This is a genomic window from Streptomyces sp. NPDC005202, from assembly GCF_040608235.1.
Lineage (GTDB): Bacteria > Actinomycetota > Actinomycetes > Streptomycetales > Streptomycetaceae > Streptomyces.
The window spans coordinates 81,165-97,303 of the sequence record NZ_JBEXHW010000022.1 but is presented as its reverse complement, the minus strand read 5'-3'; the positions used below and the strand labels follow the sequence as shown (position 1 = coordinate 97,303).

The following is a 16,139-nucleotide window of genomic DNA, read 5'->3' as shown; positions in this document are numbered from 1 at the left end:
GCGGAAGTCCCCGCCCTTTCCGCAGCACACGATCATCCGTGCGATGCGCCCCTTGGCTCCTTGTTCGAGACGCCTCCGAACGTCACGTGCTCCCTGATGCTTCATCATGGTGCGCCGCACACCGCGCACGGGCGGGATGTCCCGCTCCGATGCCGAGGTGTCGAGCCCCGCTGCTGAAGAGCCACAGCGGGCGTCGGGCCAGGGACCGGCGGTGACGCCGCACGAAGCGGCGGGCGTCCTTGTGCCGGCGACCGGCATACAGACCGCCGCCGACCACCGGGGCGTCGGCCGACCACCACGGCGTCGTACGACGCCACGCTCGTCACCGACCGGGCGGGCAGCGCCTCAGCCGCGAGCCCGTCCTTGCGCAGGACCTCGGCCACGGTTTCCGCGATCTGCGCCGTCGACCCGTTCGTCGTTCCGTAGGCGACCAGCGACTTGCTCGACATGGCGGTCCGCCTCCTTTCGGCGGCGGCCCGTCGCCCTCCGCGTGGGCGAACCCCCGTCGAACCAGCCCTTGCCGGACGGGGTGGCGTAGCCGAAGCCGAACGTCTTGTCGAGGAAGGCCCACAGGAAGACGAAACCCATCAGCAGGCGCACGGACCCGAAGACGTAGGCCTGCGCGGTGTGCGTGTCGCTGCGCGTCGGCGCGGCGGGCCCGGGTGCGGAAGCGGTCCGGTGCCTGCGGATCGACGGCAGGTGGAAGCCCGCACTCCGGTGTGGGTGCTCGTGCACGGCCATGGCGGTGTTCCCTTCGGGGACGGTCGGGTTGGTGCCTGACACGGCCCACTCTCGCCGTCCGCGCCGGCCCGCGCCGGGTGCCGAAGGTCCGTGATCGTGGGACTGAACAGCCCGGTGCGCAGGGTCCGTTCGGCTCCGTGCGAGGAACCCGGTGGCCGGGCTGGGATGGATGTCTCGCGGCTGGTCGCGTCCGGGAGGATCCTGAGATCGGACGGCGAAAGGCGGCGCATGTTCCGGCATTCGGGCAGGCACGTTCCACGGTGGCGCCGCCTGCTGCCCGGGCTCGACGCCCTCCTGAGTTACCGGCGCACCTGGCTGAAGGGCGATCTGCTGGTCGGCCTCACCGTGGCCGCGTATCTCGTGCCGCAGGTCATGGCGTACGCCGGCGTGGCAGGACTTCCGCCCGTCTCGGGCCTGTGGGCGATCCTGCCCGCGCTCGCGCTGTACGCACTGCTGGGCTCCTCACGCCTGCTGTCCGTCGGCCCCGAGTCCACGACCGCCCTCATGACGGCGACCGTGGTCGGCCCGCTCGCCGCCGGAAACCCCGCGCGGTACGCCGCCCTGGCCGCCGCTCTTGCGGCCACCGTGGGACTGCTGTGCCTGGTGGCGCGGGTGGTCCGGCTCGGCTTCCTGGCGGATCTGCTCTCCCGCCCGGTCCTGATCGGCTATCTGGCGGGCGTGGCGCTGATCATGACGGTGGATCAGCTGCCCAGGCTCACCGGAGTGCGGACGACCGGGGCGGAGTTCTTCCCCCAACTGTGGTTTTTCGTACGGAACATCGGGGAGGTTCACGCGCCCACGGTGGTCTTCGCCGCCGTGACACTCGCGTTCCTCCTCACGGTGGCGCGGCACTTCCGCACGGTCCCCGGCCCCCTGCTCGCCCTGGTCCTGGGCACCGCCGCCGTGGTGACCTTCGACCTCGACGGCCGGCACGGCATCAAGGTGATCGGCGCCGTGCCGGCCGGGCTGCCCGCGGCCGGCCTGCCCGAGCTGAGCGAGCTGCCGCACCTGGTACTGCCCGCACTCGGCGTCCTCCTCGTCGCCTACACCGACTTCATCCTCACCGCGCGGGCGTTCGCCGGCCACGACGAGACCGACCTCGACGCCGATCAGGAGTTCCTCGCCCTGGGCGCGGCCAACCTGGGGGCGAGCTGCCTGCACGGCTTCCCGGTCAGCAGCAGCGCCAGCCGCACCGCCCTCGCCGCCTCGACGGGCGCCCGCAGTCAGGTTTACTCCCTGGTCGCCGGGGCGGCGGTGCTGACCGTGCTGCTCTTCCTCAGCCCGCTGCTGACCCGCACGCCCTCCGCCGTGCTGGGCGCACTCGTCGTCTACGCCGCGGTCCGCATGATCGATCTGACGGGCTTCCGGCGGCTGGCGTCCTTCCGCCGCAGAGAGCTTCTGCTGGCCCTCGGCTGTCTGGCCGGCGTGCTCGCCCTGGACATCCTGTACGGGGTCCTGGTGGCCGTTGGCCTGTCGGTGGCCGAACTGCTGACGAGGGTGGCGCGCCCGCACGACGCGATCGAGGGACTGGTGCCCGGCGTGGCGGGCATGCACGACATCGACGACTATCCCGAGGCCCGTCCGATCCCCGGCCTGCTCGTGTACCGCTACGACTCGCCGCTGTTCTTCGCCAACGCGGAGAACTTCCGGCACCGCGCCCTGGCAGCCGTCGACGCACAGACCTCACCGGTCCGCTGGTTCCTCCTCAACATGGAGGCCAACGTGGAGGTCGACATCACCGCTCTGGACGCGGTCGACGAACTGCGCCGCGAACTCGGTCGGCGCGGCATCATGTTCGCCCTGGCCCGCGTGAAGCAGGAACTCCTGGCCGACCTGGCGGCCTACGGCCTGGCCGACTCCGTCGGAACGGGCCTCGTCTTCCCGACCCTGCCGACCGCTGTCGCGGCCTACCGCAGGTGGGTCGCCCGCCAGCCGGACTGACGCCCGGGCCGGCCCGTCCTCCAGCACCCCGTGCCGCGCGGCACCTTCTCGTCGGAGCGCCACGCGCTGTGGGCGAAACGTTTCTTCTCAATCTGGTCAGCCATCAGACGAGCGTCGCCTCCAAGGCCGTCCGCTGTGTCCTGGCCGCGGCCGGGCGCCCGGTGATCGACTTTTCGCTGCGCCGTACACACGGCCCCTCCGCAGGTCTGCAGGCCGCCAGGGTCGGGGCCCTGGCCGGCTTCGCGGGGACCAGCAACGTTGCCGCCGCGGTCCGCTGGGAGCTGCGCGCGTCCGGCACGATGGCGCACTCCTACATCGAGGCGTTCCCGGACGAGGAGAGCGCCTTCCGGGCCTTCGCGCGCGCCCACCCGGGCCCCGTCACCTTCCTCGTCGACACCTACGACACGGTCCAAGGCGTCCGCACGGCGGCTCGCGTCCTGCGGGACATCGGGCGGGGTCCCGGCTGTGCCGTCCGGCTCGACAGCGGCGACCTCGGCCGCCTGGCGCGCCGGGCCCGTAGCGTGCTGGACGCCGCAGGCCTGGCGGACGTGCGCATCATCGCCAGCGGCGGCCTCGACGAGTACCGCGTGCACGACCTGGTGCGCTCGGGCGCGCCCATCGACGTGTATGCGGTCGGCACGCGCATCGGCACCTCCGCGGACGCGCCCTACCTCGATTCCGCCTACAAACTCGTGGAGTACGACGGGCGTCCGGTCATGAAGCTGTCCTCGGCGAAGGACACGGCTCCCGGGCGCAAACAGATCTTCCGCCGTCCCGGCGGGCCCGACGTGATCGCCCTGTGGGACGAGCGGTGTCCAGCGGGGGCGGAACCGCTGCTGCACACCGTGATGCAGGACGGTCGCCGCACCGGCCCGCCCGACACCCTCGCAGCGGCGCACGGACGCCTGGTGGCCGACCTGGCCGCACTGCCCGACGACGCCCGCCGCATCCTCGCCCCGCGACCGCCCGAACCCGAGGTCTCCGAAGCCTTGTCCCGTCTGACCTCAGAGGTTGGAAAGCGCCTCACTCTCCGGGACGGCTTGGCTCCTCCCCTGGCCGGGTCCGCCCGCTGACCCGCCGTCGGCGGGATTCCCCGGCTGGCGCACTTGTGCGGGGCCGGGCAGCGTGGACGTAGAGACCACAACTGCTGAGTGAGGTGGCCATGCAACCCCCTGAGCCGGTACCCCGGGTGGCAGTGGGCGTGGACGGTTCCCCGTCGTCGTATGCGGCGCTGCGTTGGGCGGCACGGTACGCGCAGCTCGTCGACGGTTTCGTGGAGGCGATTCACGCCTGGGACACGCCCTCGGCCGTCGGCTGGAGCGGACCTGCCATCGATCCCGATTTCGACCTGGAGCAGGCCCGCGAGCGGTTCACGGAAGAGCTGCGCACCGTCTTCCCGGACGAGCGCCCCGCCGGACTGCAGGAACACCTCGTCGAGGGCGACCCCTCGGAGGTGCTGATCCGCGCCTCGGAAGGGGCGGACCTCCTCGTCGTGGGCCGACGCGGACGCGGCGGCTTCGCCCGGGCGATGCTGGGTTCCGTCAGCCAGCGCTGCGCCCAGCACGCAGCCTGTCCGGTGGTCGTGGTCCGGCAGGACCAGGGCCCGGCGCACTGACCTCCGCCGTGGGGCCCTCTTCCCTCGCGGCAGCGGGCACCCGGACCGTACGCCTGCCGCCGCGACACAGCGCACGGCACGGGTGGCCCTCAGGAAGGCCGGCCCGACGCAGTGCGGAATACCGAGGGTCCACTTCACGGGCCACAGCCGGCGCGACAGCGGGGCTTCCGGGGTCGCCTGCACGCTCACCGGAGGTTGGGCAGCCGACGTCGTCGCGTGTGCGGTCACGTCCGGCTCGCTTCCGGTACCGGGGCCGGCTCCTCGTCCACGCCGCACCCGACCTCAAGGTGCATCGCCGGTGCGTGCGCGAGCGTGTTGCTCACCGTGCAGTGGGCGACCACCGCGCGCAGTGCGGGCACCCGCTCCTCCGGCAGGGCGGGAGCCCGGACCGACAGCGAGAGCGCAGCCACGCGGGCCGGACGGTCCTCGGCCATGCGGAACTGCGCACGGACGTGCAGCCCGTCGCGGCTGATGCCGTGCCGGTCGAGGAAGCGTCCCGCGTAGTGCGCCGCGCAGGAGGCGACGGCCGCCACGAACAGCTCCACGGGTGTGGGTGCGGTGTCCTTGCCTCCGTCGGACTGCGGCTGATCGACGGTGAGGACGTGGCCGCGGACGCGGATCTCGTAGGCGTCGCCCGCGACGGGCACCACCTCGACGCGTCCGGACGGGCCGGCCGGTCCGGGATCCACCGCCGCGGCCTGGAAGAGCAGCAGGCCCGCCAGACGCCTGGCCTCCTCGGGCGTCAGCGACGCCCACAGCTCTCCCTTGTCCTGGGGCGTGCAGGAGGTGTCCAGGACGACACGCCCCATGGAGGCCGGCAGCCCGTGCGGTGCGAAGCGGGTCACGTGGATGGTGCGACCGCAGCGCGTTTCGATGTTCATCTCGATCTCGGCTCCTTGCCGGTTGAGTCGGCCGTCGCGGCCGGCTGGTGCCGCCGGGTGTCCCGGCCGCCGGCGGCACGCCGTTCACCCGTCCGCGGCGGCTCGACGTCGAGGTCGGCGCCGGCGTAGGCACAGGTGAGGCGTGGATGGACCGCCACCACGCCGGCGACCGAGCGGCACAGGCGCACGACGACGGGGAGATCGGTGGAGGCGTCGACCCGTCCGGTCAGGGTGACGACTCCTTCGTGGACCGTGGCCCGGACCCGGCCGGGGGCCAGTCCCAGGATGCGTTCCAGGACGTCGTGGCGGATCTCGTCCGCAAGGGCGGCGTCGCTGCGCAGGTAGAGCCGCAGCAGGTCGTGGCTGCTCACGATGCCGGCCAGTCGCCCGTCCGCACCCACGACGGGCAGCCGCTCGACCCTGTGGCGCTCCATCGTCCTGGCGGCCTCGGGGATGCTCCACTCCGGGCGCGCTGTGACGGCCGGAGAGGTCATCAGGGCCGCGACGGTCTCGGCGTGCACCCGAGAGGGATCGGCCACGACGAGTCCGCGGCCCGCTTCGTGACGGAGAAGGTCCGCCTCGGAGACCACACCGACCGGACGCCCCTCGTCGTCGACGACGGGCACCGCCGTGACCCCGTGGCGGTCCAGGAGCCGCGCCACTTCCTTGAAGGCGCAACCGGGCCGCACGGTGACCACCTGACGCGTCATGACGTCGCCGACAGTGGAGTACCGCATACGACCAGTCCTCGGTTGGTCTGTGGGACGAGCAAACGCCCCGGGCACTTCCCAGTCGACCGCTGCTCCCCCAGCTGCGTCTGGGGCCGAACAGTCCACGCCCGCTTCCGAAGGTCCTTCGGGATCAACTGCTCCCGCTCAACCGCGCTACGGCGCCTCGCCCGCGGCCCAGCGGCGCCGCACCGACTCCTCGTGCTCGGTCTGTTCCAGCGCCTGGTCGGCGGCCGCCAGTTCTTCGGTCAGCCGCGGGATCCAGTGGCGGCGCAGCGCCCGCACGCGCTGCCGGGTCCGCGCGGCCTCTCCGACCACGAGCGCGGCGGCCGTGCGGGCGACGGCGTACTCCGCCCCGGCCTGCACGGCTTCCCGGTAGGCGGCTTCGGCGTGGTCCAGCGCCGTGGTGCCAGCAGGCGGAGGTTCCGTTCCAGCAGGTCCGCGCCGCGCACGGCGACGGCCGGCCGGCGCCGCAGGCGCAACCGGCCCGCCCGCCCCGGGGCGACGCCGTTGCCCTCGCCTGCCGTCCGGGCAGCGGCCGGGACCACTCGGCGTCGACGCGGCTGGGGCCGAATGGCCTTCGGACGTCGCGCAGCAGTGCCCGGACGGCCCTGCCCCACGGCTGTCCGCCGCGTGAGGCTGGGGGGTGACAGCCGGAGGTGAGCAGGATGCGGGTGACGACAAGGACCCGGCGGTCGCTGTGGCGCTGGCGGCGCAACCCGCTGCGCCGCCGGGAAGACGTGCTCGAAGGCTGGGTTCTCCTGGCCACCTGGGCGGTCATCGTGGTGGGAGGCCCCTTCGCGGGGGTGGTGAGCGCGCAGGCGACCGTGGAGACCCTCGCCCAGCAACGCGCGGAGCGGCACCCGGCCACCGCCGTTCTCGTCGGCGACGCCACGCGCACCGGCGGCAAGAACAGCGGGACGAGCGGCGACCGGGTCCTCGCCACGGTCCACTGGACCGCGCCGGACGGCACCCGGCACTCGGACCGGACCCTCGTCGACGCCGGGCTGACAGTCGGCGACCGGATCGTCGTCTGGACCGACGGACAGGACCGGCTCACGATCCAGCCGACGACGCCGGCCCAGGCCACGACACAGGCAGCCGCCACCGGCACGTCGGCCTCCCTCGCCCTCATGGGAGTCGCCGTCGGCGGGTACTACGCGGCCCGCAGCGCCCTCGACAGGCGCCGTGGTCGCGCCTGGGACGCGCAATGGCAGAAGGTCGGGCCGCAGTGGGGGCGTACGACAAGCTGACAGCGCACTGGCCACCCCCAGGACCCGGCCCTGCCCTATGCGAACAAGGCCGGCGCGCTGGCTGACGCGGAGGACAGGCTGCTGGCCGAAGCGATCGCGGGCAAGCGCGAGCGGTATCCGGACGTACAGGTGGAACACCGGCTCGTGCACGGCCCCACGCGGGAAGCACCGATCGAGGCCAGCCGCACCGCCCAGCTCACCGTCGTCGGCTCGCGAGGGCGCGGCGGATTCGCGGGACTGTTGTTGGGGTCGGTCGGCCACGCCCTTCTTCACCACGCGCACAGCCCCGTGGCGGTGGTGCGGGGAACCCACGGGCCCGGCGGGACGCTCTGAATGTCTCGAGGTCGTCCCTCCGGTTCCCGGCCCGGTCCCACGAAGGTCGATGGCCCGGTCCCGCGAGAGGACCACACGACCCATGTGCGGACAACGCCGCCGGGCCACCACGGCGCACAGCACGAGCACGACCCGGCCGGCTGCCGAGCCGGGCAGGCTGAGCCGGGCAGTGCGCCGTTGCAGCGGTGGAGAACCGCGGATTCCGAAGGAATGATGGGAGGTGGTCCACGGCCGAACGCCCAGGTACTCCGCCGGGAGCGGACGCACAACGAGACCCGGACGTCGGCCCGTTCCCGCAATCGGTGACGAATTCGCCGCCGACCGTACCCTGACCTGCCTCGGCTGCCCGATCGCTGCTGAGTTCACTCGGGAGGCGTTGATGACGCACACCGATGGCCGTAAGCCGATTGTGGTCGGTGTCGACCCCGATCCGGATCGGCGCCTGGCGATCGCCTGGGCAGCCGACGAGGCGGAGCGGCGCCGGCTGCCCCTGCTGCTTGCGCAGGGCGCGCCGACCCCCGGGTACCGGCCGGACGACGGGCGCCCGTCCTGGGAGCAATGGAATGAGGCGCTGCACACGGCGGGCGATCGCGTGCTGAAGGGCGCGGTCTCTTTCGTCGAGTCCCGGCATCCGCAGGTGGAGGCGGCAGGGCTGCTGGCGGAGGGGCATCCGGCCTGGGTGCTGCGCGAGCAGTCGCGACAGGCCACGGAGGTCGTGGTGGGGTCCTGGCATCTGAGCGCTGCCCGGGAGATGTTCGGTTCCACCGCGGTCGCTCTGCCCCTCATCGCTCACGCTTCCTGCCCGGTGGTGGTGTTGACGAACCCGGAGCACGTCACCCAGCAACCGCCCTGCTTCGTGGCCGGCGTCGACGGCAGCCCTCATTCCGCAGCCGCCGTCGACTTCGCGTTCGAGGGGGCCGCCCTGCGCGGCGCGGTCCTGCGGGCGTTGTACGTCTGGCACCCTCCGTTGCTCGGAGTCCTGAACGAGCACGCGGCCATTCAGGAGTGCCAACGGCTGCTGTCGGAAACGGTGGCCGGGCGCACCGCCGCACATCCGGAGGTCGAGGTGCACCAGGAGGTGGTACGGGGACACCCGGTGCAGGTCCTGACCGAGGCCTCCGAGCATGCCCTCGGCCTGGTCGTGGGCACCCGGGGGCACGGCGGCTTCGGGGGCATGCTCCTGGGCTCGGTCAGTCAAGGCGTACTGCACCACGCCCGCTGCCCGGTCATCACCGTTCCGCACCCGTCCGGTCAGTAGCCACGGGACTGGTCCGGAAGCGATCCTCCGCGGCGCCGAGGACCGGCGATCGCGCCGCGCGTCGGCGCGCCACCGGCGGCAGGCGCCGGCCGGTCAGTCGGTCCTACGGGCACGCCGAGTTCTGGTAGGAGCGCGGCCCGGCTCGGCCCAACCCGGTTCCCGCACCGGCCTGATGGACCTCGACGCGGTGGATCTGTCGGCGGACGCCACCGTGTACCTGTGCGGCCCCCTGCCGTTCATGCGCACCGTCCGCGCCCGGCTGCTGGAGCACGGGATCCCGGCCCGCCGCATCCGTTACGAGGTGTTCGGCCCCGACCTGTGGCTGCCGGACGCGTCCTGAAACCGCCGTCCGATCCCATGAATCCGCCGGCGGACCGGGTCCGCCGTGCCTCAGGACCGGCTACGGGCTGACCCGGCCGACGCGGCGAACCGGATGGCCGGTTGGTCGTGCTCGCGGTGGCGACGCGGCCGGTCGGTGGCCGGCTGTCGGGCCGCGTCGGACCGGTGCGGGTCCTTGAGGTCCCTGCCGGAGCGCCGGCGGTGGTCGTCACGGGTGCGCTCGCGGAGGCCTTCGCGTCGCCCGCCGGGGTCTGCTTGGCGGCGCCTGCTGCTCCTGGCCGCGGTGGCGACGGCGGCCCTGGTCTTCACTGGCACCAGCACCAACACCAGCACCAACACCAACACCGGTGTCCGGAGACTGGTGGTCCATCACTCCACGGCGGCGCAGGGCGGTAGCGGTCGGTTACCGCGGGCACGCGAAGGCCGCGTCGGCTCGTGCGCCGTGCCGAGTCATTCGCCCGACGGGCCCGGCGCCTCCCTCAGCGGTGCGTGCCACAGCAACCTGGTTCCCCCACCGTCCGGGCTGGTGAGCTCCATGTCCCCGCCCTCGTTCCTGGCACGCTCCAACATGTTGCGCAGGCCGCTGCGGCGGCCCTCGGGCCGGATGCCCACGCCGTTGTCGGTGACCGTGAGGCGCACCTCGTTCCCGTCGGTCTCCAGCACCACCTCGGCGCGGTCGGCGTGTGCGTGCCGGGCGATGTTGGTCAGGGACTCGGAGAGGACGGCCACGACGTGGTCGGCGGTCTCCGTCGGCACATGGGTGTCCAGCAGTCCCTCCATCCGCACGCTGGGCGCGAAGCCCAGGACGAGTGCGGCCTCGCCGATCGTTCTTACCGCACGGGCCCGCAGGCCGGGAGCCGCGTCGTCGCCGCGGGTGCGCAGGCCGAAGATCGTCGACCTGATGATTTTGATGGTCTCGTCGAGGTCGTCCACGGCCCGCAGCACGCGCTCCGAGACCCCCTCGTGCTGGATGAAGCGGCCGGCGCTCTGCAGCGTCATACCGGTCGCGAACAGCCGCTGGATGGCCAGGTCGTGCAGGTCCCGGGCGATCCGGTCGCGGTCCTCCAGCAGGGCGATCTGCTCGGCGTCCCGGCGGCGTTCCGCGAGTTCCATGGCCACGGCGGCCTGTGCGGCGAAGACCTTCAGCGGCTCCGCCTCCTCGTCGGAGAACTCGCTGGCGGCCTCTTCCCGGACCAGCAGGACCACGCCGCGGACACGGTCGCCCGAGCCGATGGGGACGGCCACGGCCGGGCCGAGGCCGGCGAACCGCGGGGGGCCGGCCGAGACCCGTTCGTCGTGTGTGACGTCCGGGCTGATCACCGGAGCACCTTTGACGAAGGCGTCCCCGGTGAGAGTGCCCTCCAGGGGCAGCACCAGGCCGCGGTGCGCTTCCGCCTCCTGGCCTATGGCCAGTTCCACCGTGAGGGTGTCGGTGTCCTTCACGGGTATCGCCACCGCGGCGAGGGCCGCACCGGTGATCTCCCGCGCCCGTTCGGCGATCAGCCCGAGGACCTCTCCCTGCGCGGCGCCGGACATCAGGCTGCGGGTGATCTCCGCATTCGCCTGCAGCCAGCGCTCACGCAGCCGGGACTCCTCGTACAGCCGGGCGTTGTCGATCGCCACGCCGGCCGCCACGGCCAGGGTCGACAGCACCGACTCGTCGTCCTCGTCGAACTGCAGCCCCCCGCGTTTCTCGGTCAGGTACAGATTGCCGAAGACCTGGTCCCGCACCCGGATCGGGACGCCGAGGAAGGTGTTCATCGGCGGGTGGTGGGCCGGGAAACCGTACGACGAAGGGTGTTCGGACAGCTTCGCCAGCCGCAGCGGCTCAGGGTGGCGGATCAGCTCGCCGAGGATGCCGTGGCCCTCCGGGTAGGGGCCGATGCGGGCGATCTGCTCCTCACTGACCCCGATCGTGTGGAAGGCCGACAGCCGCTTGCCGTCCGGGCCGATCACCCCCAGGGCCGCGTACTGCGCGTCGACCAGGGTCGCCGCGGCCTCCACGATGCTGTACAACGCCTGCTCGAGGTCCAGTTCCCGGCCGACCGAGAGCACCGCCTCCAGCAGGCTGTGCACCCGGTCCCGGGTGCCGCGGGCCGCGTCCAGGCGGGCCTGCAGCTCGTCCAGCAGCTCGTCCAGCCGCAGCTGGGGCAGCCGTACGCGAGCCTCCCCAGTGTCCCCGGAGCTTCCCACCGCTGATCCTCCACCCCCCCCACGCAGTACCGACAGCCGTCACGCTCACCTGTCACGGTAGCGGCCCGGGCAACGGGACGACACGGGATCACGCGGCGGCGGGCAGGGCGGGGCCGCCCGGGCGGCCAGTTCCGCGGCAACCGGGCGGCGACGTGTTCGGTGAGTTCGAGCCGTACGGCGGCGGGCCGGGGGACGTTCGGCCCTGCGGGACGGCGTCTGCGCCTGCGCCGTCCGCAAGCCGGCGGAGGCCTCAGTGTCCTTCGCTGCGCAGTCGGTCCTGGGCATGGGTGGCGATGACGGCGGCCTGGATGCGCCGTTCCACCCCGAGCTTGGCGAGCAGACGGGAGATGTGGTTCTTCACCGTCTTCTCGGCGAGGTACAGCCGCTGGCCGATCTGGCGGTTGGTCAGGCCCTCGCCGATCAGGGCCAGGATCTCCCGCTCGCGCTCGGTCAGACCGGGCAGGGCGTCCGGTTCCTCCTGCCGCTGTTGGCCGCCCCGCAGCCGGGCCATGAGCTTGGTGGTGGCGCTCGGGTCCAGCAACGACTGGCCGCGGGCGACGGTACGCACGGCCGAGACCAGGTCCAAGCCCTGGATCTGCTTGAGGACGTATCCGGACGCGCCCGCCATGATGGAGTCCAGCAGCGCCTCCTCGTCGTCGAACGAGGTCAGCATCAGGCAGGCCAGTTCGGGCAGGCGTGAACGCAGCTCCCGGCACACGGTCACGCCGTCGCCGTCCGGCAGGCGGACATCGAGGACGGCCACGTCGGGGCGCAGGGCGGGGACGCGCACCAGGGCCTGCTCGACGGTGGCGGCCTCGCCGACCACCGTGATGTCCGGTTCGTCGTCCAGCAGGTCGTGCACCCCGCGCCGTACCACCTCGTGGTCGTCCAGGAGGAAGACCCGGATCGGGGTGCCGGAGCCGGCCTGCTCGCTGTCCGCCATCGGTTGCTCCTTGTCACCGCGTTCGGTTTTCAATGGGGATCCTTCCCCGCTTTCGGGACCAAGGGCCAGGGCCGATCGGCCCTGATTCGCCCGGAACACCCCCGTCGACTACGCAGGCGAAGAATTGCAAATTTCTGCAATTCACTAGATGCTTTGTTTGCTCAACTTGCATGTATCCACGGTCACGGCCGTGGGCGTGCGCCCCGCGCCGGGTGCCGGAGAGAAGTCGAGGGGCCGCGCGATGACGTCCCCACGCGGCCGGGGCCTGTCCCGGGTCGCGTCCCTGCTGCCCTCGCGAGCCGATCTGGCCGACATGCGGCGCAGTCCGCCCGCGACCTGCTCGCGGGACTGACCGTGGCGATCGTCGCCCTGCCGCTCGCCCTCGGCTTCGGCGTCTCCTCCGGGCTGGGCGCCGAGGCGGGCCTGGCGACCGCGGTGGTCGCGGGTGCGCTCGCCGCCCTGTTCGGCGGTTCGGGTCACGCACGGAATTGCGCATCTTCGCAATTCTTGATGTTGTTGCTGCCTGCTGTGACGGACGCGAGGACGGCGAGGACGGGTCGGATGTCTTGGGCGAGGGAATCGTGACCACGCCGCTGAACCAACTGAAGGCCGAGTTCTTCAAGACGCTCGGCCATCCCGCGCGCATCCGCGTCCTGGAGCTGCTGAGCGAGCGCGAGCACGCGGTCGCCGAGATGCTGCCCGAAGTGGGCATCGAACCTGCCGCGGTGCTGCGCCGGGCCGGTCTGGTCGTCACCCGCAAGGAGGGCTCGACCGTGTACTACTCGCTGACCTGTCCGCACGTGGCCGAGCTGCTGCGGGTGGCGCGGACGATCCTGTCCGGCGTCCTGGCGGGCCAGGCGGAGCTGCTCGCCGACCTGCGGGCCGCACAGGGCGAGCAGCAGCCGTAGCACCGGCCGGCCGCACGCTCAGGGCGGCGCGCTCTCCAGGCGGTAGCCGGTGACGAGCTCCGGCACGATGCGCACCACGTACGCCATCCCGGCGTCGATCCAGGGGACCAGCAGACCCTGGTAGCGGGCCAGGTCGTCGGGGTCGGTGACCCGGGTGGCGAGCCCGGTGACCACCACGCTCCAGCCGGTGTGCGTGGCCGGGTCGATCTCGTCGGCCTCGTACGCCACCACCTCCGTGCGCAGGGAGTGGTTCAGCAGGGCGGATCCCGTGTGGGTGCGGATCACGACGGCGCCTGCGTGCACGACGTGGTTGACGGGCCGGATGGCGGGCAGCGCGTGCTGGGTGAAGCCGATGCGCCCCAGGGGCACGCTCGCCAGCAGCTTCAGCGCCTCCTCCCGGCTCAGCTGCACCATGCGCGCGCCGGCTCGCGTCCCCGGGAGGTCATCCGACCTCATGACGCCTCCTCACGCGGCACTCGGACCATCTGTCGGGTGTGCGTCGGGTGTGCTCCGGACAGCCCTGCGAGGGAGAGGTACGGCACCACCCATGACTTCTTTCGACAAGAGATGATCTCTCGGTCCTTCCATGGTGTCCCGGGGCCGTTCGCCCCTGGGTCAGGGCCGGAAGGCCCTTGCATCCACACATACGGGCCGCCGCCGCGTGTGGGCGGTGGCGCCCCGGCCGGGACGGCGAGGCCGTCACAGCATCCAGCGGTTGCGGCTGACGAACGGCAGCCGCGCCCAGATCCGGCCCAGCTCCCGGGTCGCGCCGACACCCGCGGCCGCCAGGGCGATCAGGACGACGGCGTAGACGAGGTGGTAGTCGGCGAACGGGTTCTCGACATGCTCGGCGAACCGTCGGACAGGTGGTCGGTCCATGTCGTTGCGGACCACCATGTCGAACGGCGTGGTCGTGGTCCCGACCTCCTTGTAGCAGCAGCCGGGCGATGTCCACGACGTTCAGCACCCGCACGGTCAGCTCGGGCAGGTGCCGGCGCAGCAACTGGGCGGCGGCCAGCACTTCTTGGGTGGGGACGTCGCCCGCGCAGGCCAGCACCACGTCCGGTTCGCGCGAGCCGTCCTCACTGCCGACCCACTCCCAGATGCCGGCGCCGCGAGCGCAGTGGACCCGCGCCTGCTCCATCGACAGCCAGTCGAAGCACGGCTGCTTGCCGGCGACGACGACGTTGACGTAGTCGCGGCTGCGCAGCACGTGGTCGGCCGCCGACAGCAGGGTGTTGGTGTCCGGCGGCAGGTAGACCCGTACCGCCTCGGGGCTCTTGTTCAGGATGTGGTCGACGAAGCCGGGGTCCTGGTGGGAGAAGCCGTTGTGGTCCTGGCGCCACACGTGCGAGGTCAGCAGGTAGTTGAGGGAAGCGATGGGGGCGCGCCACGGCAGGCGCCGGGTGGTGCGCAGCCACTTGATGTGCTGGTTGACCATCGAGTCGACGAGATGGACGAAGGCCTCGTAGCAGGAGAACAGCCCGTGCCGGCCGGTGAGGAGACAACCCTCCAGCCAGCCCTGGCAGGTGTGTTCGGACAGGATCTCCATCACCCGGCCGTGCCGGTCGAGGTGTTCGTCGATCGGGAGAGTGTCCGCCTGCCAGGCCTTGCCGCTGGCCGCGTAGACGGCCTGGAGGCGGTTGGAGGCGGTCTCGTCGGGGCCGACGAGGCAGAAGTCGCGGTCTCGTCGGGGCCGACGAGGCAGAAGTCGCGCCGGCCGGCGGTGGCCGCCATGACGTCCTGGAGCAAGTCGCCGAGGACGCGGGTCGGTTCGTGCATGCTCGCGCCGGGCTTGTCCACCGCGACGGCGTACCGCTCCAGCGGCGGCAGGGGCAGCTCGCGCAGCAGGAGTCCGCCGTTGGCGTGGGGGTGGCGCCGAGCCTGCGGGTGCCCTGGGGGATGCAGGCCCGGACGTCGGCGCGCGGGGCGCCGTGCTCGTCGAACAGTTCCTTCGGCCGGTACGAGCGCATCCACTGCTCCAGCTGCCGCAGGTGCTCGCAGTTGTCCCGTACGGCCGCCAGCGGCACCTGGTGGGCATGCCAGGTGCCCACCACGGGCAGACCGTCCACCTCCGCCGGGCCGGTCCAGCCCTTGGGGGTGCGCAGCACGATCACCGGCCGGCTGGGACGGTCGGTGACGCCTTCCTGGCGGGCGGCCCGCTGGATCGCGGCGATGCGGTCCAGGGCGGTGTCCATGGCCTGTGCAATCGCGCGGTGCACGGCCATCGGGTCGTCGCCGGTGACGTGGATCGGGTCGTGGCCGTAGCCCTTCAGGAGCTCGTCGAGTTCGGCTTCGGGGAACCGGGCGAGCACCGTCGGGTTGGCGATTTTGTAGCCGTTGAGGTGCAGGATCGGCAGGACGGCTCCGTCGTGGACCGGGTCGAGGCACTTGTGGGAGTGCCAGGACGCGGCCAGCGGCCCGGTCTCCGCCTCACCGTCGCCGATCACGCACGCGACCAGCAGTCCGGGGTTGTCGAGGGCGGCGCCGTAGGCGTGCGAGAGCGAGTAGCCGAGCTCACCGCCCTCGTGGATCGAGCCGGGTGTCTCGGGGGCCACGCGGCTCGGCACCCCGCCGGGGAAGGAGAACTGCTTGAAGAGCGTGCCATGCAGGCCGCGTCCCGCATGATGTCGGGTAGGTCTCGGTGCAGGAGCCCTCGAGCCACGAGTTGGCCAGGACGGCGGGTCCGCAGTGGCCGGGGCCCCAGATGCACAGGGCGTCCAGGTCGCGGGCCTCGATGACGCGGTTGAGATGGGTGTGGACCAGGTGGTTGAGGCCGGGTGACGTCCCCCAGTGGCCGAGCAGCCGCGGCTTGACGTGCTCCGGGCGGAGCGGTTCGGTCAGCAGGGGGTGGCCATGAGGTAGATCTGGCCGACGGAGAGGTAGTTCGCGGCGCGCCAGTGGGCGTCCAGGAGGGTGAGCTCGTCGTCGGTGAGCCCGGCGGGCGCCTGCTGCGTGTCGACGGACACCGGGGTTCCTTTCCGGGTCGGGACAGCGGTCGGGGTG

12 protein-coding genes and 7 pseudogenes are annotated in these 16,139 nt (G+C 72.3%); 9 read left to right on the top strand and 10 right to left on the bottom strand.

What is annotated here, in order from left to right; all coding sequences use genetic code 11:
- Nucleotides 1-82 precede the first annotated feature (82 nt).
- The 3 genes and pseudogenes from ABZV31_RS26600 to ABZV31_RS26590 all read right to left on the bottom strand — a co-directional run.
- Nucleotides 83-277, bottom strand: coding sequence for a hypothetical protein (locus ABZV31_RS26600; protein ID WP_355898548.1), 195 nt, complete (start codon nucleotides 275-277; stop codon nucleotides 83-85).
- Nucleotides 278-371: 94 nt separating this feature from the next.
- Nucleotides 372-449, bottom strand: a pseudogene (locus ABZV31_RS26595) (flavodoxin); the annotation flags it as partial.
- Nucleotides 450-486: 37 nt separating this feature from the next.
- Nucleotides 487-741, bottom strand: a pseudogene (locus ABZV31_RS26590) (hypothetical protein); the annotation flags it as partial.
- A 228-nt stretch (nucleotides 742-969) separates the two neighbouring features.
- Here ABZV31_RS26590 and sulP point away from each other — a divergent pair.
- From sulP to ABZV31_RS26575, 3 genes and pseudogenes are all read left to right on the top strand, one after another.
- Nucleotides 970-2,682 carry a sulfate permease gene (gene sulP, locus ABZV31_RS26585; protein ID WP_355898545.1) on the top strand — a complete coding sequence of 571 codons (1,713 nt, stop codon included), beginning with the start codon at nucleotides 970-972 and terminating at the stop codon, nucleotides 2,680-2,682.
- A gap of 44 nt (nucleotides 2,683-2,726) precedes the next feature.
- A pseudogene (locus ABZV31_RS26580) lies at nucleotides 2,727-3,755 on the top strand (nicotinate phosphoribosyltransferase); the annotation flags it as partial.
- An 89-nt stretch (nucleotides 3,756-3,844) separates the two neighbouring features.
- Complete coding sequence (locus ABZV31_RS26575; RefSeq protein WP_355898542.1) at nucleotides 3,845-4,297, top strand: universal stress protein; 453 nt, start codon at nucleotides 3,845-3,847, stop codon at nucleotides 4,295-4,297.
- Nucleotides 4,298-4,521: 224 nt separating this feature from the next.
- On the opposite strand, the gene ABZV31_RS26570 is transcribed toward ABZV31_RS26575, so the two are convergent.
- From ABZV31_RS26570 to ABZV31_RS26560, 3 genes are all read right to left on the bottom strand, one after another.
- Nucleotides 4,522-5,178, bottom strand: coding sequence for an OsmC family protein (locus ABZV31_RS26570; RefSeq protein ID WP_355898539.1), 657 nt, complete (start codon nucleotides 5,176-5,178; stop codon nucleotides 4,522-4,524).
- Nucleotides 5,175-5,915 (bottom strand): CBS domain-containing protein, encoded by a 741-nt coding sequence (locus tag ABZV31_RS26565; RefSeq protein ID WP_355898537.1) that lies wholly within the window; start codon nucleotides 5,913-5,915, stop codon nucleotides 5,175-5,177. Before ABZV31_RS26565 ends, ABZV31_RS26570 begins: the two co-directional genes overlap by 4 nt.
- Nucleotides 5,916-6,062: 147 nt before the next feature.
- Entirely contained in the window at nucleotides 6,063-6,272 is a 210-nt protein-coding gene (locus ABZV31_RS26560; protein ID WP_355898534.1) for a V-type ATP synthase subunit D, read from the bottom strand.
- 302 nt (nucleotides 6,273-6,574) lie between these two features.
- Here ABZV31_RS26560 and ABZV31_RS26555 point away from each other — a divergent pair, with 302 nt between their 5' ends.
- The 4 genes and pseudogenes from ABZV31_RS26555 to ABZV31_RS26540 all read left to right on the top strand — a co-directional run.
- Nucleotides 6,575-7,159, top strand: a complete 585-nt coding sequence (locus ABZV31_RS26555) for a hypothetical protein (protein WP_355898531.1) — start codon at nucleotides 6,575-6,577, stop codon at nucleotides 7,157-7,159.
- Between the two features lie 15 nt (nucleotides 7,160-7,174).
- Nucleotides 7,175-7,492, top strand: a pseudogene (locus tag ABZV31_RS26550) (universal stress protein); the annotation flags it as partial.
- A 379-nt stretch (nucleotides 7,493-7,871) separates the two neighbouring features.
- On the top strand, nucleotides 7,872-8,750 hold the full coding sequence (locus tag ABZV31_RS26545; RefSeq protein WP_355898530.1) for a universal stress protein: 879 nt from the start codon (nucleotides 7,872-7,874) through the stop codon (nucleotides 8,748-8,750).
- A 160-nt stretch (nucleotides 8,751-8,910) separates the two neighbouring features.
- Nucleotides 8,911-9,090 (top strand): annotated as a pseudogene (locus ABZV31_RS26540) (hemin transporter); the annotation flags it as partial.
- Between the two features lie 449 nt (nucleotides 9,091-9,539).
- On the opposite strand, the gene ABZV31_RS26535 reads toward ABZV31_RS26540, so the two are convergent.
- Together ABZV31_RS26535 and ABZV31_RS26530 are read right to left on the bottom strand one after the other, a co-directional pair.
- Nucleotides 9,540-11,282 carry a GAF domain-containing sensor histidine kinase gene (locus ABZV31_RS26535; protein WP_355898527.1) on the bottom strand — a complete coding sequence of 581 codons (1,743 nt, stop codon included), beginning with the start codon at nucleotides 11,280-11,282 and terminating at the stop codon, nucleotides 9,540-9,542.
- A 250-nt stretch (nucleotides 11,283-11,532) separates the two neighbouring features.
- Nucleotides 11,533-12,225 (bottom strand): response regulator transcription factor, encoded by a 693-nt coding sequence (locus tag ABZV31_RS26530; RefSeq protein ID WP_355898525.1) that lies wholly within the window; start codon nucleotides 12,223-12,225, stop codon nucleotides 11,533-11,535.
- Between the two features lie 241 nt (nucleotides 12,226-12,466).
- Between ABZV31_RS26530 and ABZV31_RS26525 the strand changes: the two are divergent.
- Nucleotides 12,467-12,699 (top strand): annotated as a pseudogene (locus ABZV31_RS26525) (SulP family inorganic anion transporter); the annotation flags it as partial.
- Between the two features lie 107 nt (nucleotides 12,700-12,806).
- Complete coding sequence (locus tag ABZV31_RS26520; RefSeq protein WP_355898523.1) at nucleotides 12,807-13,133, top strand: metalloregulator ArsR/SmtB family transcription factor; 327 nt, start codon at nucleotides 12,807-12,809, stop codon at nucleotides 13,131-13,133.
- Nucleotides 13,134-13,151: 18 nt separating this feature from the next.
- Here the strand turns inward: ABZV31_RS26520 and ABZV31_RS26515 are convergent, their stop codons facing one another.
- Together ABZV31_RS26515 and ABZV31_RS26510 are read right to left on the bottom strand one after the other, a co-directional pair.
- On the bottom strand, nucleotides 13,152-13,589 hold the full coding sequence (locus tag ABZV31_RS26515; RefSeq protein ID WP_355898520.1) for a pyridoxamine 5'-phosphate oxidase family protein: 438 nt from the start codon (nucleotides 13,587-13,589) through the stop codon (nucleotides 13,152-13,154).
- A 414-nt stretch (nucleotides 13,590-14,003) separates the two neighbouring features.
- Nucleotides 14,004-16,102 (bottom strand): annotated as a pseudogene (locus ABZV31_RS26510) (phosphoketolase family protein); the annotation flags it as partial.
- Nucleotides 16,103-16,139 lie beyond the last annotated feature (37 nt).

What these genes read in the sequence shown, in the direction of transcription:
- ABZV31_RS26515 (WP_355898520.1), bottom strand. Translation starts at nt 13,589, where the DNA reads ATGAGGTCGGATGACCTCCCGGGGACGCGAGCCGGCGCGCGCATGGTG.
- ABZV31_RS26565 (WP_355898537.1), bottom strand. Translation starts at nt 5,915, where the DNA reads ATGCGGTACTCCACTGTCGGCGACGTCATGACGCGTCAGGTGGTCACC.
- ABZV31_RS26570 (WP_355898539.1), bottom strand. Translation starts at nt 5,178, where the DNA reads ATGAACATCGAAACGCGCTGCGGTCGCACCATCCACGTGACCCGCTTC.
- ABZV31_RS26545 (WP_355898530.1), top strand. Translation starts at nt 7,872, where the DNA reads ATGACGCACACCGATGGCCGTAAGCCGATTGTGGTCGGTGTCGACCCC.
- ABZV31_RS26575 (WP_355898542.1), top strand. Translation starts at nt 3,845, where the DNA reads ATGCAACCCCCTGAGCCGGTACCCCGGGTGGCAGTGGGCGTGGACGGT.
- sulP (WP_355898545.1), top strand. Translation starts at nt 970, where the DNA reads ATGTTCCGGCATTCGGGCAGGCACGTTCCACGGTGGCGCCGCCTGCTG.
- ABZV31_RS26555 (WP_355898531.1), top strand. Translation starts at nt 6,575, where the DNA reads ATGCGGGTGACGACAAGGACCCGGCGGTCGCTGTGGCGCTGGCGGCGC.
- ABZV31_RS26530 (WP_355898525.1), bottom strand. Translation starts at nt 12,225, where the DNA reads ATGGCGGACAGCGAGCAGGCCGGCTCCGGCACCCCGATCCGGGTCTTC.